At 64.9% G+C, this 24258-nt stretch carries 16 protein-coding genes and 1 pseudogene; 8 read left to right on the forward strand and 9 right to left on the reverse strand.

The window, feature by feature from the left end; genetic code table 11:
* Positions 1-6 precede the first annotated feature (6 nt).
* The 7 genes and pseudogenes from PSUB009319_RS01545 (at position 7) to PSUB009319_RS01575 (ending at position 5339) form a co-directional block, all read left to right on the forward strand.
* Complete coding sequence (locus PSUB009319_RS01545) at positions 7-495, forward strand: plastocyanin/azurin family copper-binding protein (RefSeq protein WP_124380490.1); 489 nt, start codon at positions 7-9, stop codon at positions 493-495.
* Between the two features lie 58 nt (positions 496-553).
* Positions 554-859, forward strand: coding sequence for a copper-binding protein (locus PSUB009319_RS01550; protein WP_374704177.1), 306 nt, complete (start codon positions 554-556; stop codon positions 857-859).
* A gap of 368 nt (positions 860-1227) precedes the next feature.
* Complete coding sequence (locus tag PSUB009319_RS01555; RefSeq protein ID WP_124380492.1) at positions 1228-2235, forward strand: glycosyl transferase family 90; 1008 nt, start codon at positions 1228-1230, stop codon at positions 2233-2235.
* A gap of 143 nt (positions 2236-2378) precedes the next feature.
* A complete protein-coding gene (locus tag PSUB009319_RS01560) occupies positions 2379-3170 on the forward strand; it encodes a phytanoyl-CoA dioxygenase family protein (protein WP_124380493.1) in 792 nt (263 codons plus the stop codon).
* A 98-nt stretch (positions 3171-3268) separates the two neighbouring features.
* A complete protein-coding gene (locus tag PSUB009319_RS01565; protein ID WP_124380494.1) occupies positions 3269-3490 on the forward strand; it encodes a hypothetical protein in 222 nt (73 codons plus the stop codon).
* Between the two features lie 119 nt (positions 3491-3609).
* Positions 3610-3789 (forward strand): annotated as a pseudogene (locus PSUB009319_RS01570) (DUF2141 domain-containing protein); the annotation flags it as partial.
* 20 nt (positions 3790-3809) lie between these two features.
* Entirely contained in the window at positions 3810-5339 is a 1530-nt protein-coding gene (locus tag PSUB009319_RS01575) for a carotenoid oxygenase family protein (protein WP_124380495.1), read from the forward strand.
* An 18-nt stretch (positions 5340-5357) separates the two neighbouring features.
* Here PSUB009319_RS01575 and PSUB009319_RS01580 read toward each other — a convergent pair whose 3' ends face one another.
* Positions 5358-6941, reverse strand: coding sequence for a M20/M25/M40 family metallo-hydrolase (locus tag PSUB009319_RS01580; RefSeq protein ID WP_260392814.1), 1584 nt, complete (start codon positions 6939-6941; stop codon positions 5358-5360).
* Between the two features lie 133 nt (positions 6942-7074).
* Positions 7075-8556 (reverse strand): AMP nucleosidase, encoded by a 1482-nt coding sequence (locus PSUB009319_RS01585; protein WP_124380496.1) that lies wholly within the window; start codon positions 8554-8556, stop codon positions 7075-7077.
* Between the two features lie 457 nt (positions 8557-9013).
* On the opposite strand from PSUB009319_RS01585, the gene PSUB009319_RS01590 reads away from it, so the two are divergent.
* On the forward strand, positions 9014-10663 hold the full coding sequence (locus tag PSUB009319_RS01590; protein WP_124380497.1) for a diguanylate cyclase: 1650 nt from the start codon (positions 9014-9016) through the stop codon (positions 10661-10663).
* Between the two features lie 30 nt (positions 10664-10693).
* On the opposite strand, the gene PSUB009319_RS01595 is transcribed toward PSUB009319_RS01590, so the two are convergent.
* The 7 genes from PSUB009319_RS01595 to glgX form a co-directional block, all read right to left on the reverse strand.
* A complete protein-coding gene (locus PSUB009319_RS01595; protein WP_124380498.1) occupies positions 10694-12079 on the reverse strand; it encodes a sensor histidine kinase in 1386 nt (461 codons plus the stop codon).
* Positions 12080-12419: 340 nt separating this feature from the next.
* Positions 12420-13349 carry an amidohydrolase gene (locus PSUB009319_RS01600; protein ID WP_124380499.1) on the reverse strand — a complete coding sequence of 310 codons (930 nt, stop codon included), beginning with the start codon at positions 13347-13349 and terminating at the stop codon, positions 12420-12422.
* Between the two features lie 55 nt (positions 13350-13404).
* On the reverse strand, positions 13405-14652 hold the full coding sequence (locus PSUB009319_RS01605) for an MFS transporter (RefSeq protein WP_124380500.1): 1248 nt from the start codon (positions 14650-14652) through the stop codon (positions 13405-13407).
* 149 nt (positions 14653-14801) lie between these two features.
* Positions 14802-17645: a malto-oligosyltrehalose synthase gene (gene treY / locus PSUB009319_RS01610; protein ID WP_124380501.1), complete on the reverse strand. Its 2844-nt coding sequence runs from the start codon at positions 17643-17645 to the stop codon at positions 14802-14804.
* Positions 17642-19936, reverse strand: a complete 2295-nt coding sequence (gene malQ / locus PSUB009319_RS01615; RefSeq protein ID WP_124380502.1) for a 4-alpha-glucanotransferase — start codon at positions 19934-19936, stop codon at positions 17642-17644. The genes treY and malQ overlap by 4 nt, the downstream gene beginning before the upstream one ends.
* Positions 19937-19967: 31 nt before the next feature.
* Complete coding sequence (gene treZ, locus PSUB009319_RS01620; protein WP_124380503.1) at positions 19968-21821, reverse strand: malto-oligosyltrehalose trehalohydrolase; 1854 nt, start codon at positions 21819-21821, stop codon at positions 19968-19970.
* Positions 21818-24136, reverse strand: a complete 2319-nt coding sequence (gene glgX, locus PSUB009319_RS01625; RefSeq protein WP_124380504.1) for a glycogen debranching protein GlgX — start codon at positions 24134-24136, stop codon at positions 21818-21820. The genes treZ and glgX overlap by 4 nt, the downstream gene beginning before the upstream one ends.
* Positions 24137-24258: the final 122 nt, after the last annotated feature.

Raw genomic sequence — 24258 nt, forward strand, 5'->3', positions numbered from 1 at the left:
AGATATATGCAACGCAACCTGATCCATTCCACCTTCCTGGCCGCGCTGATGTCAATGGCCGCCATCGCCCACGCATCGGGCAACCACGCGGGCGGCCATGACCACGCAGACAACGCCATCGGAGAACCCGGCGACGCCGCACAGATCATGCGCACCGTGCGCGTAGACATGGTCGACACCATGCGTTTCACTCCTGCGCAGATCACGGTGGAACGCGGTGAGACGATCCGCTTTGAGGTCATCAACAGCGGCCAGGTGCGGCACGAGATGACGCTTGGTGCGCCGGCCGACCTCGTCGCCCACGCCGAGCAGATGCGCAAGCACCCCGAGATGGAGCACGCCGACAGTAACGCCGTCACCGTCGACCCTGGCCAGCGCGGCGAGATCGTCTGGCGCTTCACGCGCGCCGGCACGGTCGAATTTGCTTGCCTGCAACCGGGCCATTTCGAGGCCGGCATGCGCGGCGCCGTGCAGGTGCGCGGCGGCAAGTCCTGAGCTTTCCCCAACCCTCTCTTTCGATAAGGCGCCCCACATGTCCTTTCGCCACGCCCTGATGCTGACCGCGCTGCTGACCGGCGCCCCCTTTGTTCACGCTGCTGAAGGTGCTGCTTCTGCACCTGCCGCCACCCACGCTGCGACTCCCATGTCTGAAGGCGAGATCAAGAAGATCGACACCGCCGCCGCCAAGCTGACCATCAAGCACGGCCCGCTCGACAACCTCGGCATGGGGCCCATGACCATGGTCTTCCGCGTCCAGGATCCGGCGGTGCTCACCAAGGTGCAGGTCGGCAGCAAGGTGCGTTTTATTGCCGAGAAGGTGAATGGCGCGCTAACGGTGATCGCGCTGCAAGTGCAGTAAGCAATAAGAAGGCAGGGCGGGCTGAGGCCCGCTCATGGTTTCAATGCCGTTGGCGCGGATGGCAGAAAAGTGTGACGCCATGACAACGGCCAATAGGCTGAGGATGGACTGGTGTGCACCAGCGTGCAGCTTGATCCCAAGAAACGGAATGGGCCGCCAGAGACTTACGGTAAAGTGAGGCCCGCCGCAGATGCGAGTGGCAACCGGGGTCGAAGCACTGCCTGAAGGGAGAGGCGCGATCGGCAGTACCGTGCGTCAGTGGCGTGCAGAAAGTGGATCTAGCGCCACTTTTCCTGCTTATTGGGGGCGGGTACTTTTCGTTCGAAATGCGACGCCCTAGGTTCAATTTCCGCGGCTTCTTTTGGTTCATGCGTCATCTCAAATACCGCTTGAGTAGGGTTTCTGCAAAAAAATTCTGGTATTACTTTTCGAATGCCTCGAGCCATTTTCTGGCTCGCGCTACCAAAAACGGAAGAGCCGAGACACTTCTGAAGAATAAAGGCGGCCGTGGCGGCATGCAGAATGTATTTGATCGATTGAGTTATTACAACTCCATCTCAGAAACATTTGACCCCAGCGGCAATGCCGTCGAGTATTCAAAATTCTTGTTGAAATCCTCAACGAGCACCATCGTGAGCAAGGGGTGTGAAATAGGCAGCACCTATTTCTACGATCTTGTTGATCTGATGGACTATTTTGGCCCCGGCTACAGTTTCGATTACGACTGCGGAGATGTCACTGCCGAGCCGCACTTCCCGGCGTTCGTGAAGAGCCGCCCGATCAAGAGCGCAACCCACAATGGGATTCTCTTGAAGCTGGACGCCATTCGGCATTTTTCATTGACGCGCGACACGATTGATTTCCGCGACAAGAAACCAATGGCGGTGTTTCGTGGCCCTTGCCATCAGGAACACCGCAAAGCCTTTGTTGAGCGGTGTCATGATCTGGCAAACGTTAATATTGGCGATACCCGGAAATCCGAGCAGGGGAAAGCGACCTACAAATCCCCGATGACGATTGCAGAGCAACTGCAATACAAGTTCATTGTAAGCGTTGAAGGAAATGACGTTGCAACCAACCTGAAATGGATCATGTCCTCCAGTTCGCTTTGTTTTATGAGGCGGCCCCGGTATGAGACGTGGTTCATGGAGGGGCGCCTGATTCCGGGCATTCATTATGTTTTGCTGAAGGATGATTATTCGGATCTCCAGGAAAAAATGGAGCACTACCGAAAACACCCGGGAGATGCGCTGGCGATCATCCGCAATGCCAATCAATGGGTGGCGCAATTCATGAACCGCGATCAGGAACGCCTGCTCGGTTTGATGGTGATCGCAAAGTATTTCCGCTTGTCGGGCCAACAGGCGTTTTGGTAAAGCGCGACCAGGCCAACGCGCACTGCGTTTGATGTTGCGCAGGCCCGGGGCGGGCGGGGTCTGCAATGCATACGGCGGCGCGTTACACTCGTTCTCTTTCGCTGTCTCCGTACGCCGTTTCCGCCGTTTCCGCCCTTTTCGCCATGTCTGCGTCTGCTCCCACCACCACCCACGCACACCCGCTTTCCGACGAGCAGCTAGCCTTCTTCAACACGCACGGCTATGTCGTGTTGCGCGGCTTCGTCAGTCAGCAGGTGAGCGCAGCGCTGCTTGCGGCTGCGCAGGATGGGCTGGCCCGTGCGGCGGCACCCGTGGAGCTGGAAACCGACGTCGGTTATGCAGGGGCACCCACCTCGCGCGAAGCCGAGGGCGGCCAGACCGTGCGCCGCCTGCTCGATGCCGATTCACGCGGCACGCCTTACACGGAATGGGCACGCGACGCACGCGTGGCTGGCGCTGTCGCGCAACTGATTGGCGCCCCCGTGCATCTTTCGCTCGCGCACCACAACTGCGTAATGACAAAGCACCCCGCGTTTGGCACCGCCACGCATTGGCACCGCGACAGCCGCTACTGGTCGTTCGCGCGTAACGAGTTGGTGTCATCGTGGCTGGCGCTGGTGGAAGAGACGGTCGACAACGGCTGCTTGTGGGTGATTCCGGCCAGCCACAAGCTGGACCTGCCCGCCGACCGGTTCGACGCCAAGCTGTTCCTGCGCCAGGATTTGCCCGAGAACCGCGCGCTGATCGACACCGCGCGCCCCGTGCCGCTGCTGCCCGGCGACGTGCTGCTATTCCATTGCAACACCTTCCATGCGGCGCGCGCCAATCAGACGGGCGCGGTGAAGTTTTCCGCCGTGTTCACGTATTACGGCCCCGATAACCATCCGCTGCCCGGCACGCGCTCATCTGCGCGACCTGATCCGCTGGTTGGCTGAGTAGGGGCCTCCCCCATTTGTAGGTGAGTGGCGGACAGATTTGTGTCACGGGCCTTTGCTAAGGTGGACCTCCAAAGATCACAAACGGGGAAAGCACAATGCCGATTCAGGAAGTGACACATGGAGCGCACGTCATCATCATTGATCCGCTGCAACGTGACGATCATCGTTGGACAGCACGTTTCCAGGTCTGTCGCGCCGGCCGTATCGTGTGCGACTGGGAAGACATTGAGATGCCCGAGGGCTTCATCTCTGCCCAGCTCGCCCTGAGCGCCAGTGTGCTGCTGGCCGAGCACCGTTTGTCGAGCTTGACGCACTAGCACTGCACACCACACAACGCCCGCCCTGCAGCGGGCGTTTTAGTCAGTACGTATGGCTCGTCCGTCCAGTTGCTGTGATCCGCTCATCGCTCACGGGAGCCTGTTTGCGCCCGCCATCCGCGCCGTCGGTGTTTCATGACGCTAATAACGATGGCAAGCTCGGCGCCAACCTGGCCGGCATTCCCATCGAGCCCTACGGTTTCAGCCGTGATGCACGCGGCCGCTTTGGCCCGCCCGAATTCGATGCCGCCGCCATCGACGTGCAGGGCGACCAGCGCGTGACGATCCACCTGCATTGATGATTGAGCGAGGGCCTGCCATGCAACGCCGATCCTTTCTTGCGGTTGTGGGCGCCGCGCCGTTTGATCTGACATTGAGCGACGTGATGGCCGCCACCCCCGACCCATGGGCGGCGGGGTTTGCAGCAGCACGGGCGCAATACCCCTGGCTGGCGGGCTACCAGGGCGTAAGTGCCGACATGCCGAGCCGCGCGCTCAAGGTGGAGGGCGCATTCCCGCCCGCGTTGCGCGGTGCGTTTTACCGCAATGGCCCGGCACGGCATGAGATTGGCGGCGTGCGTTATCACCATCTATTCGATGGCGATGGCTTGATCCAGCGTTACGACATCAGCGAGCAGGGCGTCACGCACCGCGGCGTGTTCGTGCGCACTGATAAGTTCGTCGCCGACACCGCCGCCGGCCGGCCGTTGCGCGCCACCTTTGGCACTGCCCGCCCCGACATGGAGCCGGTCACTTCGTCCGACAGCATCAACGCGGCCAACACCAGCCTCGTCATGCACGGCGACGAGATGCTCGCCCTGTGGGAGGGCGGTTCAGCCACGCGCGTCGATCCGAATTCGCTGCGCACGCGTGGCGTGCAGATCTGGCACGACGACTACAAGGGCATGCCGTTCTCAGCCCACCCCAAGGTCGAGCCCGACGGCACGCTGTGGAACTTTGGCGTGAGCAGCGCGGCAGGTCTGCTGACGGTGTATTGCGTGGGCGCAGACAGCGCGCTCAAGCGTGTGGAATCAGTCAAGGTGCCCGATGTGGCGATGGTGCATGACTTTGCCGTGACGCAGCAGCACCTGGTGTTTCTGCTGCCGCCCTTCGTGTACGACGTGGAGCGCATGCATGCCGGCATGTCGTTCCTGGATTCGCATGTCTGGCGGCCGGAGCTGGGCATGCGCGTGCTGGTGCTCGACAAGAACGACATCACCCGCATGCGCTGGTTGCAGTTGCCAGCGGGCTTCGTGTTTCACCTGGGCAATGCGTGGTCGTCGCCCGATGGGCAGGAAATCCATCTCGATTACATCCGCTCGGACGACGCGACCGTCGTCACCACATCGCTGCGTGAACTGATGCGCGGACAGATTCGCCCCGCACCCGGTGCACACCTCGCGCAAGTGCGCCTGAACCTGCCCACCGGCCGCGCCGAGCAGGTCAGCACCGGGCATGTGGCCGAGTTTCCAAAGATCGACACGCGCCGCACGGCGCAGCGTCATCGCACGCTGTTCATGGTGGCCTACACCGCGCCGCCTGCGGGTGGCGGCGGCCCACAGGCCCTGCCTGGCTACGACACCGTCATGCGCTTTGATGCGGATTCCGGGCAGGTGCAACAGTACCGCTTTGGGCGCCGCACGCTGGTGGAGGAACATGTGTTCGTGCCGGCCTCGGCCACCGCCCGCGAAGGCCAGGGCTGGCTGGTCGGCACGGTGTTCGATGCGGATGGCGGCTGCACCAGACTGACGGCGTTCGATGCGCAGAACGTCGGCGCCGGGCCGGTCGCCATGGCAAGCCTGGACGGCGTAGCACCGCTTGGCCTGCATGGCTTGTTCCGCGCGGCTTAGGCGCAGTTGGCTAGCCGCTCAAAGCGGGTGCGTCAGCAGGCTATGGATCGTGCGCACGCCGCTCACGTAGTTGCCCATCCGCAGGTTCTCGTTGGCGGCATGCTGGTTGTTGTCGGCATTTACCAGCGGAATGATCGCGAACGGCACCTGCAGCACACCCACGATTTCTGCGGTGGGCACGGTCCCGCCCATCATGCGGATGCGGACTGGCGCCGGGTTGGCACCAAAGCTGTCGGTCAACGATTTGTAGGCCCATGTGCCTACTGCCGAGTCGATGGGTGAGCCCGCCGCGTCCGCGCCCTCGCTCTGATACGTGAAGGTGGCGAGCTTGTCGTAGCGGCTGCGCTCTTCTTCCGTCGGGGCGTTTTTCACAAGGTGATAGCCCTGGTGTTCGATGTGCTGCTCGATCAGCTTGCCGAGGTAGGCCGCGCTGGAATCTGGCGTGGTTCGCAGGTCGAGTTCAGCAACGGCCTTGTCGGGCACGATGTTCGCCACCTTGTCGCCCACGGCGGCGGAAGCCATGCCGCGCACGTTCAATGACGGGTACTGCATCGCCTCCTGGTAATTGGCGCCGACCTTGTCGGCATGCGCAATGCCCAGGCGCTTGTTGAGCGCGGCCTGGTCGTCGGGCACGGCGGCCATGATCTTGCGGTCAGCCGCGCTGATCTTGACGCGGTCGTAGTAGCCCGGCACGGTCACCCGGCCCTGATCGTTCTTCATCGATGCCAGCAGGTTGGCCAGTTGCTGGGCTGGGTTACGGGCGTAGTTGCCGTAGTGCCCGCTGTGCAGCGGCACCTTGCCACCATAGACGGTGAGCCTGGCTTCGGCCGCACCGCGGTTGCCGAAGATCAGCGTTGGCAGGTTGCTCGCATGCATGGGGCCATCGTGGATGACGATGGCATCGCAGCGCAGCAATTCGCGGTTTGCCTGCATCACCTTGCTGATCGACGGCGAACCTTTCTCTTCCTCGCTGTCGAGGATGATCTTGACGTTGACTGCCGGTTGGGTGCCGCCAGCCTTCAGCGCATCGATGGCCGCCAGCATCATCATGATCGGGCCCTTGTCGTCTGCGGACGAGCGGCCGAACACGCGCCATTCCGGGTCGAGCGGGCCGCTGAAGAGCTGCGCCGAGTCGATCTCTTCCCAGTTGCCCTGTGCGGTCTTGTGCTTGAGCACGGGCGTCCACGGGCTCTTCTGCGCCCACTGCGCGGGAATCACCGGCTGGCCGTCCAGGTGCATGTAGAACAGCACTGTCTTGCGCGTGGCATCGGGAGCAGTGTTGCTGGATGGCAGCTCGGCATAGAGCATCGGCTTGCCATTGTTCGCCAACTGCTTGGTCGTGAAGCCGCGCTTGCGGAACGCCTGCTCCAGCCAGTCGGCATTCTTGCGCACGTCCTCCGGCGCAATGGCGTCGTTGGGCAAGGAGATGAGTTCGAAGTATTCGCGGTAGGTTGCCTGCGCGTAGCGCTCTGCATCGGCCGCCGAGAGCTCAGCCGCAGTGGCGAGCGCGGTGGTGCTCAGCACCAGCGCGGGCAGCAGTACCAGCACGCGGCGCGCGGTGCGGAGAATGGAAATCTGAGGGGTGTTGCGCAGAGCGGGCATGTGTGGACTCGGTTGATCGAACAATGTCATTCGATAGCAGTCTGGACACACATGCCCCGTTTGACCAGTAGCGTTTTCTCGGGATGCTTTGCAATTTGCGCAATGTGCAAGGCAGAGTCCCGCCGCGTCTGCGCTATCGGAACGCGGGCTCGTCAAAGCTGCGCAGCTTGCGCGAGTGCAGCGCTTCAACGCCGCTTTCGCGCAGCAGACGCACGGCCTCCATGCCGATGTCCAAGTGCTGGCTCACGCGCTGGCGGTAGAACAGGTTGGCCATGCCGCGCAGCTTGAGCTCGCCATGCAACGGCTTGTCCGACACGCACAGCAGGGTGCCGTACGGCACGCGCAGGCGGAAGCCGTTGGCGGCGATCGTGGCGCTTTCCATGTCGATGGCAATCGCACGCGACTGGTTGAAGCGGCTGTACAGCGCCTGGTACTTCAGTTCCCAGTTGCGGTCATCGGTGGAGACCACCGTGCCGGTACGCATGCGTGATTTCATGTCCGCACCCGAGAGCCCGGTGATGCGCGCCACGGCTTCTTGCAGCGCCACCTGGATTTCTGCGATGGGTGGCACGGGCACCCACGGCGGCAGATCCTGATCGAGCACGTGGTCATCGCGCACATAGGCGTGGGCGAGCACGTAGTCGCCCAGTTGCTGCGAACGGCGCAGGCCGCCGCAGTGGCCGATCATCATCCAGCAGTGCGGACGCAGCACGGCCAGGTGGTCGGTGATGGTCTTGGCGTTGGACGGGCCCACGCCAATGTTGACCAGCGTCACGCCCAGGCGGTCTTCACGCACCAAGTGGTAGGCCGGCATCTGCGGCAGGCCCTTGATGCGGTGCGCGTCGTCGGGCGCTGGCGTGCCGAGTTCGTGTTCGGTGTCGCCGGGCTCGACAAAGCGGATGTAGCCCTCGTCGTTGCCGTCTTCCATGAGCTTGCGGCCGAGCGCGGCAAACTCATCGACGTAGCGCTGGTAGTTGGTGAACAGCACGAAGCGCTGGAAGTGCTTGGGGTGCGTGGCGGTGTAGTGGTACAGGCGCTGGAGGGCGAGGTCCACACGCTCGGCGGTGAACATCGACAGCGGCTGTGGCTCGTCACCAATCGGGCGGAACGTGCCATTGGCGATGGAGTCGTCGATCTGCGCGAGGTCGGGCAGCGCGAACGCACCGCCCAGTGCGCGTGCCTGTTCGGGTGTGATGTCCACGGTGGACGCTTCCACCACGAACGGCAGCGGAATGGGCCGGTTGCTCACGCCCACCACCACGGGGCTGTTGTGATAGTGCAGCAGGCGCTCGATCTGCACGCGGTAGTACTCCCGGAAGAGGTCCGGCCGCGTGAGCGTGGTGCCGTACACACCCGGATACGCCACCGTGCCCCACGCCGGCCGCGCGTCGCTCACCAGCGTTTTCGGGTCGACGGTGATGCCGAGGTAGGGGTAGCAGGCGGAGAGGTCTTCGCTGCAATCCTCACCGCGCGCAAAGGCGTGGAAGCGATCACGAATCGCTTGCGCGGAGCGCTCGTAGATGGCGGTGATGCGCTCGACTGCGGTGTTGGCGTCGGTGCAGACGGCCAGGTCGTGCGCAGGATAGAGATGGGCGGTGGCGCGGGTATCAGTCATGTTCCGATGATACCGACGTTTTGTGAACGCAAGATAGCGCCGTGGCTCGGGTCGCGGCATTCGCAAAGGCGCGTTCGCACCTGCACAAAAAGCGCTGTCAGGTCGACATTCTGGCCCGTGGCTCTGCGGCGTGCCGGTGTCGGTGCGTAACCATTTGGATAACGCCTCAATGCCTCAATGCCGCCGCACGGCAGGAATCCGGCATGGCCGCCCTGCCGAACGCGTTGGCCAGGACGCTACCGTGCGGCTCCGCGCCCCGCAAAGCCGCTTGGGCCTTCAGTTTTTACATTTGCTGCCGATGGAAGCAATAGGTGATCGAATGCGCACCACGCAGTCACTCACCCGACAACAGTGCCCGATACACTGTGAGAACAACAAACAAGCGGGGAGTGACCGTGAATCCAACGTCTGGCGACCGCCTCTGCCGGTATCGCCATGCGCGCACGGCGTGCCGACCATGCTGATCGCCGCATTGGCCTGCGCTGCGCTCATTTCGATCGCGCTGATCGGCCTGTCATGGCCGCGCCGCGATGACACCGAGGTCTGCGCCTTCATGTTCTTAGCGCTCGGCACCGCGCTATGGAGCGGCGCGCGCCTCATGGAGGTCGTCACCTTTGATATGCCCGTGCGCGTGGGGTGGGCCAAGGTTGCTTACATCGGAATCATGATGGTGCCCGCCGCGTGGCTGCGCATGGTGATCGGCCTCACGCGGCCAGAACTCAGCGCGTTGCCCGTTGTTCGTGTGGCTTGGGTGTTCGCGCTGCTGGTGGCCGCAGGCTTTGTCGGGCTGGTGGCCACAAATGAGTTGCACCACCTGGTGTGGCTCGATGCGCGGTTCGTCATCATCGACGGCGTGCGGCGCGCCGTGTTCGATCATGGGCCGATCTTCTGGGTAGCCACGGCTTACAACTATGTGTTGCTGGCCATCAGCCTTGTTCTGTTGACGCTGCCGCCCGGCGAGGTAGCGCTCTCGCTGTACGTGTCGTCGAGGGTGAACGTGCGGCTGGCGCTGGTCATCGGGCAACTGTTGCCGCTGGTGGCGCATCTCGCTTACCTGCAGCGCTGGACGACCGCGCTGGGCGGCGACCTGACGCCCGCCACGTTTGCGCTAAGCACCGCGCTGCTCGGCTGGATCGTGTTGCGCCCGCGCCTGCGCGACACCGCCGCCTATGCCCGCGGCAAGATCATCGAAGCCATGCGCGATGGCTGCATCGTGCTGGCGCGCGATGGCTCCATCGCCAGCATGAACACCGCCGCGCGCTATCTGCTGCCGCATGCCCAGGTGCACGCACGGCCGCCGCCAGTGCTGGGCGTGCCGGCCATCCTGCGCGAGTTCGAGCGCACGCGCCTGTCAAACCGGCACCAGGTCTGGCTGCCCGACGCCGGCCGCACGCTGGAGGTGACGCTTGAAGGATTGACGGACGCACGTGGCCGCCACGCTGGTGTTTTCCTGCTGCTGCGCGACGTGACGGTCGAGCAGTTGCAGCGCGCCGGCATGGCCAGCGCCCAGGACGCCCTGCGCGGCGAGTTGCAGCGCACGCAGGCCAAGCTCAGCGTGCTCGAGAACGATGTCAACCGCGATGCGCTCACGCACCTGTTCAACCGCCGATTCTTCGAGACGCAGGGCCAGCGCCTGCTCGACCACGCGCGCCGCGACAGTCGCCCCGTCACGCTGGCACTGTTCGATATCGACTGCTTCAAGCAATACAACGACACCTACGGCCATCTGCAGGGCGACGATTGCCTGCGCATGGTGGCCGACACACTGTGCATGGCGTGCCGCCATCCCGATGACTTCATTGCCCGCGTGGGCGGCGAAGAATTTGTCGCCATGCTCTTCGATCTGAACCATGACGACGCGCGCCACGCCGTTGCCCACGTGGTCGCAACGATGGCCGAGCGCGAGCAACCCCATGCGGCATCGACCGTGGCGTCGTACGTCACCCTGTCAGCCGGCGTCGTGACGCTCACACCGGCTGACGAGCGTCTTGATGTGCTGTTCGAATGGGCCGACGCCGCGCTCTATGACGCCAAGCGCGGCGGTCGCAATACGCTTCGCTTTCATCACGGTGCGCCGGGGCTGCACAGTGTCTCGGGTGGGGAGTGATGGCACGTGTGCTGTGCGTGCCGAAGGCCGTCAGCGCTCCGACAGGCGGGGGAAGTAGAGCGAGAAACACGCTCCCGCTCCTTCCGTGGATTGGCACTCGATGCGCCCGCCGAAAGATTCCATGACGCGCCTGCAGAACGTCAGCCCCATGCCGTGCCCGCTGCCGTAGCGCTTGGTGGAGAAAAACGCATCGAAGATACGGCTTTGATGACTGGCGGCAATGCCGCAGCCCGTATCCCGGAAGGCGATCACAAAGTGCTCTGCGCTCCAACTGGCCGAGATGGTGATCGCGCCCTGGCCGGCGGTATCGATGGCATACAGCGCGTTCTTGACGAGGTTGAATACCACGTAGATGAGCAGCGTTTCGGAGCCGAGGAAGCGCCACTCCGGATCAAACGCCTCCAGCGTCAGGCGTGTGCGCTCGCCAGGCTGGAACGGGTAGCGTTCAACGGCCTCGGCCACGCATTCATAGAGGCTGTGGCTGGCAAACTGCCGCGTGTCGAGCCGGTCCAGCGTGATGGATGCCAGCGCCATGTCGATCACGGTGTGGGCGGTGCTCACTTCGGCATCGATGGCGCTGGCAAGTCGGCTGATGCGCTGGATTGTGGCTGGCGGCAGCGTTTCCGTAGATAGGCCATGGCTGACTGCCAACTGGTAGCCCTTGGCGATGATGGGCCATACGCGGGCCATTTCAGTCGCCTGCAGGCGGATCGTGGCCAAGGGTGTGCGCAGTTCATGCGCGATACCGGCGGCCAGCGCATAGGGCCGCATGAGGTCGAGCTTGACCAGCGCCCAAGCGAGCAACAGCGGGCTGCACACAATAAAGATCACGCCCGGTGGATACGGTGCCAGGCCGTAGTTCACGGTGTAGTCGGATGCCGCCAACGAGTACAACGCCACACCAAAGACGCAGAGTTGCAGGCGTTTGCGTTTTTCTACGGTGGCGTGCCGTTGCTCGGCGTAAAGCAACCAGAGACTGCGCACGATCAGCACGGTGGTCTGGGCGATGTGTACGGCCTCCAGCGGCCCCGCTTTGGGATAAAACCCGAAATCGAACTGCCGTACACCGGCAATCACCCAGTCGCTGGTGAGTAGCAGCACCATCAGCACCGCGGCCAGCGCGTAAGACGCCAGCAACCAGCGACGCTCCGTCGAGCGTTCGGTCATCTCGACGGCAAAGTGATAGATCGTGGTCGGCAGCGGAAGGATCGCCAGCCAGCCAGCCTTGGCCAGCAGTTGCGCGGTCGGCACATCGCTGGCCCGGAACAGGAACGCCCAGAGCCCTTGCCACAACGCGGTGAGAACGGCCAGGCAGAAGAACGCCAAGCTGGCGCGGGTGCGGCCGCGCGTGTTCAGGACATAAATGCCGGAGAACAGAAACAGCGACGAGGCGAAGGCAGGAAGAAGGGCATACATGAACGGTGGCTGGCAGAAAGACGCGTAGAACTGCCTGCTGATGGGCGCCGGCAACCCTGCAGGGTACTGGCAACCACCCTTTCCGAAAACGCGCCCGTCATCATATCTTTTTCATTCTGATGATTTAAGTGAAATCCAGAGAAAACCGCTATGCAACGGCGCTTCTTCATGGATTAGATAAAACGTATTAGTTCGCCTTGAGCATCATCGCGTCGATCGTTCGAGCACACGGCGCGCTTGCGAGGAGAGCCAGTGCAGGAGCGCGGCCCGCGCGGCGAAATTCGCGCTCAGCGCCTCGGGAGTATCGCGCTCAGCGCTCTGGGGTATTGCGCGTGCAGCTTCAGACGAAGCGGAACAGTTGCGCGGGCGTGTCGACCAGCACCTGCTTGCGGTCTGCCGGGTTGGGCAGCAGCACATCGGCGAAGGCCCACATCTTGTCGTAGTTGATCTGCGATTCGAATTGCGTGTGCGGCCAATCGCTGCCCCAGACGAGGCGGTCCAGGCCGAGCGCATCTTTCAGGCGCGGCATGGCCGCCTGGGCGATGGCTTCGCCGCGGCCGTTGTAGCCGGCTTTGCCGTTTCGGTAAGCGCCGGAAATCTTCACCCACACGCGGCGCGAGCGGCCCGCGGCGAGCAGTGCGGCAAAGCCGGGGTCGTCCACGCCGAGTGTGGGGTCGGGGCGGCCGAAGTGGTCGACCACCACGTTCACCTGCACTTCCAGCAGCGGTTGCAGCAACGCCGGCAGGCGGCGTGCCTCCACATGCAATTCCACATGCCAGCCGAGCGCATGCAGACGCGCCAACGCGGCTTGCCACACGGGCGATTTCAACTGCGGGTCTGCCGCGCCGATCAGGTTCAGGCGGATGCCGACGATGCCCTCGGTGTTCATCTGCGTGAGCAGGGCCTCAGGCGCGGCCGGGTCGATCACGGCCACGCCGCGCAGGCGCTGCGGCGCTTGCTTGAGCGCGGCCAGCAGGTAGCTGTTGTCGACACCCAGGAAGCTCGGCTGGATCAACACGCCATGCGACACGCCATGCGCATCAAGCTGCGCAAGGTAGGCCGACAGCGGTGCGTCATACGCGGGTGCGTAGCGGCGCGCGTTGGCCAGCGGCAGGCCGCGCTCGAAAACATGCGCATGCGTGTCAATGGCAGTGACGCGCGTGGAAGACTCGTGTGTGACGTCGCTGTTGCCAGTGACGGCGCACCCGGCGAGGGCGGTGGAACCTAGCATGGCAAGCAACCCGGTGTTGAACGCGCGGCGAGTGGGCATGGGGTCTCCTGTTGGCGACGGATGGCGGGCGTCGTCATGATGTGGTTATGGGTGTTCAGACAGTGACTGCAGCCAGGTCGCGGCCGCGTGTCTCGGGCAGCATCAGCACCGCCACGGCGACGATGGCGTATGCGACGGCCGCATCGATGCCGATGGCCGTGCCCAGCGACATGGACGCGCTCATCTTGCCCACCAGCACCGGGAACGCAGCAGACACCACGCGGCCGAAGTTGTAGCAAAAGCCCACGCCCGTGCCGCGCACGCCCTGCGGATACAGCTCGTTGAACAGCGCACCCATGCTGGCCGGAATGCCCGCCGCAAAGAAGCCCAGCGGAAAGCCCAGCACCAGCATCGCGCCATCGGACAGCGGCACCAGCAGGTACACCAGCACCGTCACCACGCAGCAGCACGAGAACAGCAGGATGTTGCCGCGGCGGCCGAGCACGTCCAGCAGCCACGCGCTGGCCACGCAGCCGCACCAGAACGCAAAGATGATCACCGCCAGGTAGCCGCCCGTGCCAAGCACCGACAGGTGGCGCTCGGTCTTCAGATACGTTGGCAGCCACGTCATCAGCGCGTAGTAGCCGCCGTGTGCGCCCACGCCGAGCAGGCCGCCGATGAGCGTCATGCGCAGCACCTGCGGGCGGAAGATGTCGAACAGCGGGAAGCGCGAGATCGGCATTGCGTCTGCACTTGCTGCCGGCTTGGCGGCCGGCACGGGTTCTTGCACACCGCGCCGGATGTAAATGATGAGCAGCGCCGGCAGCAGGCCCGCGGCAAACATCACGCGCCAAGCGAGATCGGGTTCGATGAACGAATACGTGAGCGCATACAGCAGCACCGCCGCGCCCCAGCCCACGGCCCACGCGCTTTGCACGGTGCCCATGGCCTTGCCGCGGTGGCTGGCGCGGATGCTCTCGGCCATCAGCACGGCGCCTGCTGCCCATTCCCCGCCAAAGCCGAAGCCCTGGATCGCCTTGAGCACCAGGAATTGCTCGAAATTTTGCGCAAAGGCAGACGCGAACGTCGCCACCGAAAACCACAGCACCGTGATTTGCAGCGTGCGCACGCGGCCGAAGCGGTCGGTCAGCGCGCCGGCAATCCAGCCGCCCAAGGCGGAGGCCACCAGCGTGACGCCCGACACCAGCCCGGCCTCGGCCTTGCCGATGTGCCACGCCGCGATGATGGTCGGGATGACGAGGCTGAACATCTGCACGTCCAGCGCATCGAGCGCCCAGCCGCCAAAGCAGGCCCAGAACGTGCGCCTCTCCCCTTTTGAAATCTCTTTGAACCAGCCGAACATGCGGTCTCCTCCGGGTGACATGAGCGGCGTGCCGTTTTCGCTACAGCGTGCGCATTGCTCTAGTCATCTATATGAATAGAGGAATTCTAGGGCGAGCGAAGGGACGGTGCAGTTGGTGTTAACCCGCGCGAATGCGTGAAAAGGGGCGATCAGGTATGCAGCAGGGCGACGGGCAATTGCGCCAGCACCTGACCTGGTGCAAGGCGCGGGCTGTGCAGCACCTGGCCGTCGAATGCGCTGTGCAGCGCGCTGTGGGCGAGGGCGGCGGGCAGGCAGACCGTGGTGTCCCGCCATGCGCCTTCAGCAAACGTCAATGTGCCGCCATGGCCCAGCAAGGCAGACGCATGCAGCGGCACCATCACGACGATCGCCTGCGTGCCATGCATGCGCGCAAACGCAAACACGTGCTGTGCGCCGCTGCCCGTGACAGCCAGCGGCTGGTAGTCGCCGGATTCAAACACTGCTGGCAGCGCGGCGCGTACGGCCAGTGCACGTGCCAGGACGGCTTGCTTGATGCGGCCATCGGTCCAATGCGTGAGCAACGACGCGAGGCTGTGTTCCGCATGCACGTGCGATGCGCGCAATGCGCGCAATGCCCGATGCCGCGCCGCGTAATCGACGGGCCGGCGGTTGTCAGGGTCGACCAGGCTTGTGTCCCAAAAATCGGTGCCCTGGTAGAGATCGGGTATGCCAGGCAGCGTGGCGCGCAGCAAGGTCTGGGCAAGGCTGTTGACGGCCGAAGCCGGTGCCACGCTTTGCACAAAGGCTGACAGCGATGGCAGGAAGCTCGAGGCGGCTTCTCCGGTGAGCAACGTGAAGACGAAATCGCGGCTGGCGGCTTCATAAGCTGCATCGGGCGCGAACCAGTCCGTGCGCAGCTTGGCTTCGCGCTGTGCTTTTTCTTGCCATTGCGCGACACGCTCGGCCAGTTCGCGCACGGCATCGGCGTCATGCCAATCGAGCCCTGCTGGCCACATGCCCACCAGCGTTTGATACAGCATCCACTGCGCAGCGGGCGAGGGGGCCGGTCCAGGGTTGAGCCCATCGGACAGATGGCGCACCCACGCAGCGTGTTCGGTGCGCCACTGGTGTGCGACGGCCAGCCATTGCGCTGGCCGCTCTGACAGCACGGCCAACCGCGCGCGCGCATCTTCGCCGCGCTTGTGGTCATGCGTGGCGGTGGTCAGCATTGCGTGCGGCCAAGTGTGCGCGCGTACCTGCATGGCGTGATGGAACGCGCTGGCGCTTATGGAGAATTCACTGGGGTCTGCGCCGACCTCGTTGCGCGACAGGAGCCGCCCGTAGCGGTAGAACGCCGTGTCTTCCACCGCCTTGGCCGCCACCGGCGACGACAACTGCTGGCATCGCCGCAACGCCAGTTGCCGAAGCTTATCGTGCCCTGCGGGTTGCCCGCCCAGCCATGCATCGAGCCAGCCGAGCACCGGTTGATCAACGCGCCGCAGGCCGCTTGCCGCCCCCGCCATGGCGGTTTGCACGATGGCCGAATCCTGCGCATCGCGTTGCTGCGCGTTTGCATAGGTGCGATACACCGGAAAATGGACGATCACCTCCGCCAGCGCACGGCGGATGGCGTGCCACGTCACGTCGTGCGTGCTGCGCTGCTGCTGTGCCACCGCATGCAGTGCGGAGGTGGCTCCATCGAGTTCCGCCGCAAAGTGCGCATGCAAGACCTGCCGGCGTGCGGGTACTGCCGTGGCTGAAAACGGTGCTTCAACCGCCGGCGCACCAATCCATTCCAGCCAGCCTTGTGTGAGCGCGGTCTCGCCACGCGCATCGTGCAGCAGCGCGCCTACCTGGTTCATGAAGTCGTAGCCGCTGGTGCCGTCAACGCCCCAATCGGTGCGCATCGCTTCATCGCGTGCAAGGATTTTTTCGACGACGATCCATGGGCGGCTCGTGAGCCGATCAGCGGGGCGCGCGGCGTGTTCGGCCTGCAAGCGGCGGCGTAGCTGGCGGCAATAGGCGGGCGGGTCGGCCAAGCCGTCAACGTGGTCGATGCGCACGCCGTCAATCCAGCCCAGGCGGTAGAGCCGGAACAGCAGCGCGTGCGAGGCTTCAAACACCTCGGCGCGCTCCATGCGCAAGCCCGCCAGCGAGCCTATATCGAAGAAGCGGCGCCAGTTGATCTCGTCGTTGGCGGTGCGCCAGTGGGTGAGGCGCCAGTGCTGGCGCGCCATCAACGCATCGAGTTGATCGGGCTGTGCGTTGAGCGCGCGCACGGCTTCGGCGATGTGTGCGGCGCCCGCTTCGGTGGTGGCGAGATTGCGCAGTGCATCGCGTGCCGCGTCGGCGCGTTCGCGGCGCGAGCGCAGCGAGCGGACCATGCCGAGCGCGGCAAACCGGTCGGCCACCGCGTGGGTGGCGGGGTTCGCATTGCCGGTGCGAAGCAGCGCGGCATAGTCGGCCAGCGCAATCGGGAAACGGTGGTCGTAATAGGCAATTGCCAGCCGAGCTGCCGTGGCGTCGTAGGTAAGCTGCAGCCGTCCGCCGGACAGCGCGTCGGCGTAACTTTCCCCCAGGAACGGCGCGAGCACCTTGTTGCGCAGCGCAGGGTTGGGCGGCTGCCAGTCGATGTCGAAGAAACCTGCGTAAGCGCTGTCGGGGCCGGATTCGAGCACGTCCAGCCACCACGCGTTGTGCGCACCCCCCACGCCCATATGGTTCGGCACGATATCGACGACCAGCCCCATGCCGCGCGCGTGCAGTGCGTCCACCAACCGTTCGAGCGCGGTTTCGCCACCCAGCTCGGGGTTGATGCGTGTCGGGTCGACCACGTCGTAGCCGTGCGTGGAGCCCGGCTGCGCTGTGGTGATGGGGGATGTGTAGAGATGCGAGATGCCAAGCGCTGCGAAATCATCGAGCAATGCGCGTGCGTGGTCGAACGTGAAATCACGGTGCAATTGCAGCCGCACCGTGGCGCGTGGCACGCGTTGATGGATGGCGGGCACGGAGGGTACGGTAGGTGCGCTCATGGCGTGCCGATACGCGCGTTGGCCAGCGCTGACAGACGCGCCTGCGCCGCTGGTGTGTCGAGCAGCGTTGCGGCCGGGCCTGGCATGCGACGCCGCCAGTTCGGGTGCGTGTCGATCGTGCTCGGCAGGTTGGGTTGCTCAACAAGGCCGAGCAAGTCTTCCAGCGGCACGAGCGCCAGCGGCGTGGGGGCCGCGCCTGTGAACACGGTGGCCGCCGTGGCAAAGTCCTGCGCGCTGGCTTGCAGAATGGCTTGCGCTTGCGCTGCGGTGGCCGCGCGCGCCTGCTCCAGCGCGGCTTGCAGGGGCGCCACGCAGATCACCGGCACGCCGCCCTCGGCTAGCACCTGCCGGTTGTGCTCGGCAAAAGCGGCGACAAGTGCTGTGCGATCTTCCATGCGGCGTACCTGTGCTTCGCCCTCGCTCATGCCGGCCGGCAGCAGGCCGAGCCTGGCTAGCCAGCGCAAGTCGTTGCCGATCCACCACCCCGCGAGCGTCGGCAAGTCGTGCGTACTGGTCATCGCGACGGAGGCGGGTGCCCATGTGCGCGGTGCCTTGAAGGGTGCATCGTCCTGCGTGTATTGGCGCTCGAACCAGAGGATGCGCATGCCGAGCAACCCATCGTCGGCGAGCTTGTCGCGCAGGCCCGGCGGTACGGTGCCAAGGTCTTCACCGATGACGATGCAGCGGTTGCGCCACGATTCCAGCGCCACCAGCCGCAGCAGATCCTGCATGGGGTAGCGCAGGTACACGCCATCGAGCGGCTGTGCGCCATCTGGAATCACCCATAGCCGCATGAGCCCGAGCACGTGGTCGATGCGCACCCCGCCGGGCACGGCCATCACCGCGCGCAGCATCTCGATGAACGCCGTAAAGCCCTGCGTGCGCATGGCACGCGGGCTGAACGTGGTCAGGCCCCAGCCCTGGCCCTGCGCGTTGAACACATCGGGCGGCGCACCCACCGTTACGCCGATCAGCAGATCCCGCTGCCGCGCCCACGCATGGCTGCCTGCGCTGTCGGTGCCCACAGCCAGGTCGGCGATCAGCCCAATGGCCATGCCGGCGCTTTCTGCGGTGCGTTGCGCGGCGGCCCACTGGCGTGCCGCCGCCCATTGCAGGAAGAGGTGAAAATGCACCGCGTCTTCATGCTCGCGTGCAAAGGCCTGCACGGCCAGGTAGGTCGGGTCTTGATACTGCACGGGCCACTGCTTCCAATGCACGGGCCCAAGGTGCGCATTCAGCGCTTCAAAGTGCGCGTGGTCGCGCAAGCTGGCGCCGCCATCAATGCAGTGCGCGCGAAAATCGTCCAGCAGCATCTGGGCGGCGGTATCGCCCAGCGGCGCCTGCAGCAGGCGGCGATGCAGCGCGCGCAGCACTGTCATGCGTGCGTTGCCGCTGGCTGGCCAGTCGATGAGTTGTGCAGCTTCCAGGTGGGCATAGTCGTCAACGAGATTGCAGTCGACCACCGTTTGGCGCACGGCTTTGTCTCCAAAGAGCGCGGCGGGGTCGATCATCCAGGCGTTCAGAAACAGGCGACTGGACGGCGAATACGGCGAATAGCGACGCGCATCGGCGCTGAACATGGCGTGCACGGGGCTGAGCGCCAGCGCATCCGCGCCGTGCTGCGCGAGATGTTGCGCCAGCGCGCCGGCAGCGGTGTAGTCGCCCAGGCCGGCGCTGCAGGCCGCGCGTTCGGCGCCGTATTGCAGACGATGGCGCAAGCCGTAGATCTGCGCGGAGCCACCCCACAAGCGAGCGTTGGCGGGACGGTCGTGCTCGCGCAGCGCATCGGCCACGCCGTAGCAGCGAGCCGGCGCAATGGCCAGCGTGGCTTCGATCACGGTGCCCGGCCCCGCGTCAATGGTGAGGCGGTGATAGCCCGCGGCCTGCACCGGCGCCAGGCGCAGCGTGGCGTGGTGCTCGCTTGCGCTGACACTGATCTTGCCTTCGATACTGCCGTCGGATTCAAACTCGATGCGATAGGTTTGTCCGTCAAGCAACGCGGCTTGCGGGGCAGACGTCTGCAGCGCGATTGGCTGGCCGGCCACGCCGGTCACAAGGGGTGGTATGGCCACCTCTTCGGCCTCTGCGTGCAGGCGCGCCTGGCTTTCCGACACCTGGGCCGGCGTGCCGGCCGGCAGGCCAAGCGCGAGCAGCACGGCGCGCAGCACGTCATCGCCCACGCGCATGGGGCGGCTGGCGGCGTCTTCCCAGTCGACCAGCAGCCCGGCATCGGTGGCCAGTTGCTGGAGCGGCGTGCGCTGCGTGCCGGATGAATGGGGTGTGCGTTCCATGGTGCGTTGGCCCGTTGGCTGGTGTCAGACGTCAGGCGGGCGACGGCGCGTGCAACAGGGCCACGCATGCGCGCTCGGGCAGGCAATGTGCGATCAGTGCGGCAGCGGCACCTTCGCGCGATTCGTGTAGCAGATCGGCCGGGCTGCCCGCGAGCACCGTGGGCACCGCCACCGGTTGTGCGGCCAGGTTGAGCATCAGCGTGAGCACGCTCGCGTCACCCATGCGCCAGCGGGCGATGGCGCCAGCGTGGCCCAGTGCCACCGCATCGAGCGCGCGCGCATTAGGCAGGCGCGGGATGATTTCTGCATGGCGCAGTGCCAGCAGCCGGTGCATGCGGTTGAGCGCATTGAGCGCTTCGGGTTGGCGCAAATCCGCTTCGCCGGGGCGGGAGGCGAGATAGGTGTGCTCGTCGTTCGGGTCGGGAATGCGCTCGCGCAGGCGTGGGTCGGCAAACGCCGCGAACTTTGCAAACTCGCGGCGGCGCCCGTCACGCACGGCATCGGCCAGCACGCCGTGGTGGCTGGTGAAGTACAGGAACGGGCATGTGCTGCCCCATTCCTCGCCCATGAACAGCATCGGGATCTGCGGGCTCAGCAGCAACAGCACCTGCGCCGCGAGCAGTGCATCGGGGTGCGCAAGCTGTGTCAGCCGTTCGCCAAAGGCGCGATTGCCGATCTGGTCGTGGTTCTGCAGGAACAGCACGAACGCGGTGGGCGGCAGGTGCGCGCTGGGCTCGCCGCGCGGTGCGTTGTCGTGGATGGGTGACGGATCGCCCTGGTAGCAGAAGCCGTCTTGCAGCACGCGCGCCAGACGCTGTGCCGGCGCATCGGCATAGGCGGCGTAATAGGCCTCGCGCTCGCCGGTAAGCAGCACGTGCAGCACGTTGTGACCGTCGTCGTTCCACTGGGCTTCAAAGTCGCCATGGGTGTTGGCCGCAGTGTTCCCGCCGTGCAGCAGCGATGCGGCGTTGTGCTCGTTCTCCAGCATGAGATGCACGTGCCGGCCGGGCTCTACCGACAGCCGAACGCGCGCGGCGAGTTCGCCCAGCCAGTCGCGCTCGGTGATGGCGTGCACGGCATCGAGGCGCAGGCCGTCAACGCGATATTCCATCAGCCACATCAACGCGTTCTGGATGAAGAACTCGCGCACTTGCGGCATGCGGAAATCAATGGCGGCGCCCCAGGGCGTATGCACATCGTCGCGGAAGAAGCGGCGTGCGTAGTGGTGCAGGTAATTGCCGTCTGGCCCGAAGTGGTTGTAGACCACATCGAGAAACACCATCATGCCCAGCCCGTGCGCGGTATCGATCAACGCCTTGAGATCGTCCGGCGTGCCGTAGCTTGCGTCTGGTGCGAAGGGCAGCACGCCGTCATAGCCCCAGTTGCGCGCGCCCGGAAACTCCGCCACCGGCATCAGCTCGATGGCCGTGATGCCGAGTCGCGCCAGTTCGGGCAGCCGCCCACGCACGCCCTTGAAGCCCCCCAGTGTGCCGACGTGCAGCTCGTACAGCACCGTTTCGTGCCAGGGCCGACCTTGCCAGTTGGCATGCTGCCAACGGTAGCGCTGCGGATCGATGACGAGGCTCGGGCCGGGCAGGTCTTGCCATTGCGCGCGCGCGGCCGGGTCGGGCACCGATAGCGTCACGCCGTCGTGGTTGGTGATGCCATAGCGGTAGCACGTGCCGGCACCCACGGGTGCCACGGCCGCATACCAGCCGTCGGGCTCTGAATCCATGGGGATGATCTGGCTGCCCTTGGCGTTGTCGATGTCGATCCATGCGGCGGCGGCGTCGGGCGCCCACAGCCGGAAGCGCGTGGTGCCGTTGGCCAGGACGGTGGCACCAAACGGCATGTCGTGCGCGAACCCTTGGGCGGGTGCGGTCATGGCGTGGTGTCTCCGTGGTCATCGTGGGGGGCGTGGGGGGCGTGGGGGGTGTGGCCGGCGGTGGGGGCGGTGCGCTCCTCGTCGGTTATGGGTTGTTGGGGCGCGTCCTTCTGCGGTGCGTTGTGCATTTCGGGAACGTGCCCCAGCGTCTCGCCGCGCGCGTCTGCGTCGGGGTGGCCGGCAATTCTTGCGATGGTGGCGAGCTGCGTGGCAAGCAGGAGCACCACGCTGCGCCCGGCCACCTGCAGCGTGTTTCCGCTGTGCGGGCGTGCATCCTGATCGGGCGCGGCGCTGTCGATTGCCAGCAGCCAGTCCATGGCGGGCTCCGGCAGCGCAAAGGTCAGATCGGTCGCGGCGCCGTTGATGAGCAGCAGCGCCACGTGTGGCCGTCGCATTTCTTTATCTGCGCCATCGACGGTCTCAATACACGCGCGGCGCAGCGCGAGCGCGCGGGCCTCGCCATCGTTCCAGGCTTCGGGCGAGGGCACCTGGCCGCGCTCATCAAACCAGGCAATGTCTTGCACGCCAGGCAGGATATCGGTGTTGCCGTGCACGTAGTGCGGCCAGCGCAGCGCCGGACTGGCCTTGCGCAACGCGATCAGCCGCGTTGTGTAACGCGCGAGTGCGTGGCCGGTGTCTGTCTGCAGCAATGACCAGTCGAGCCATGACGTCGCGTTGTCCTGGCAATAGGCGTTGTTGTTGCCGTCTTGGGTGCGGCCGAACTCATCACCCGCCAACAGCATCGGCGTGCCGTTGGAGAAGAACACCGTGGCCAGCATCGCGCGCATCACGCGCTCGCGCAGGGCCTGGATGGCAGTGTCGTCGGTTGGGCCTTCGGCGCCCCAGTTGGCGCTGCAGTTGCCGTTGTGGCCGTCGCGGTTGTCTTCGCCGTTGGCGTTGTTGTGCTTGTCGGCGTAACTGACGAGATCGCGCAGCGTAAAGCCGTCATGCGATGCCGCGTAATTGACCGAAGCCCACGGCCGGCGGCGGCGGCGGTCAAACAGGTCTCCGCTGCCGGTCAGGCGGGCAGCGAGGTCGGGGCGCTGGCCGGAATCGCCACGCCAGAAACGGCGGATGCCATCTCGAAAACGGTCGTTCCATTCCGCAAAGCCGGGCGGGTGGTTGCCAACCTGATAGCCGTCGGGGCCAACGTCCCAGGGCTCGGCGATGAGCTTGACGTTGGAGAGCACCGGGTCTTGGCGCACGGCATCAAAAAAGCCCGAACCCGGATCGAAGCCACCGCCTTCGCGCCCCAGCGTAACGCCCAGGTCAAAGCGGAAACCATCCACATGGAACGCATTGACCCAGTAGCGCAGCGAATCCATCACCATCTGCAGCACGCGCGGGTGCGACAGGTTGAGCGTGTTGCCGCAGCCCGTGTCGTTGATGTAGTAGCGCTCCTGGCCCGGCACGAGGCGGTAGTAGCTCGCGTTGTCCAGCCCGCGGAACGACAGCGTCGGCCCCAGCTCGTTGCCTTCGCAGGTGTGGTTGTAGACCACGTCAAGAAACACCTCGATGCCCGCCGCATGCAGCCGCCGGACCGCCACCTTCAGCTCGTGCAGCGAGGGTGCCGACAGGTACGACGGCTCCGGCGCAAAGAAGCACAGCGTGTTGTAGCCCCAGTAGTTGCGCAGGCCGCGCTCCACCAGGAACTGGTCCTGCAGGAAAGCGTGGATGGGCAACAGCTCGATGGCGGTGATGCCCAGCCGCTGCAGGTGCTCGATGAAAACGCTGTCGCCCAGCGCGGCGAAGGTGCCGCGCTCTGGCGGCAGCAGATCTTCGCGCAGCATCGACACCCCGCGCACATGCCCTTCATAGATGACCGTGCGCGACCACGGCGTGTTCGGGCGGACATCGTTGCCCCAGTTGAACGACTCGTCGGTCACCACGGCTTTGGGCATGGCCGGCGCGCTGTCGCGACGGTCGAATGAGAGATCACCACGATTGGAGTTCAGCCGATAACCGAACAGCGCATCGGACCAGCGCGGCGCGCCCATCAGCCGGCGGGCGTAGGGGTCGAGCAGCAGCTTGTGCGGGTTGAAGCGGTGCCCGTGGTGGGGCTCCCACGGGCCGTAGGCGCGGTAGCCGTAGACGAGGCCGGCTTCCACGCCGGGCAGGTAGCCATGCCAGACCTCATCGGTGCACTCGGGCAGGGCGAAGCGGGTCAACTCCTTGCGGCCGGTGGGGTCGAAGATGCAAAGCTCGATCTTGCTTGCGTTGGCGGAGAAGACGGCGAAGTTGATGCCCAGACCGTCCCATTGGGCGCCTAATGGGAAGGGTTTGCCGGGAGAGAGGGAGGTTGGTAGGCGGAGCATTGGTTGAGGCGTTTTGCGTCTTTTGCTTGGGTGGTTATCCCTGTTTCGTACCGTGCCGGGCACGACTTACTTTTCTTTGGCAAGACGAAGAAAGTGGGTCAGCCCCGCAGGGGATGAAACCA

This window comes from Ralstonia sp. SET104 (genome assembly GCF_003851545.1).
Lineage (GTDB): Bacteria > Pseudomonadota > Gammaproteobacteria > Burkholderiales > Burkholderiaceae > Ralstonia.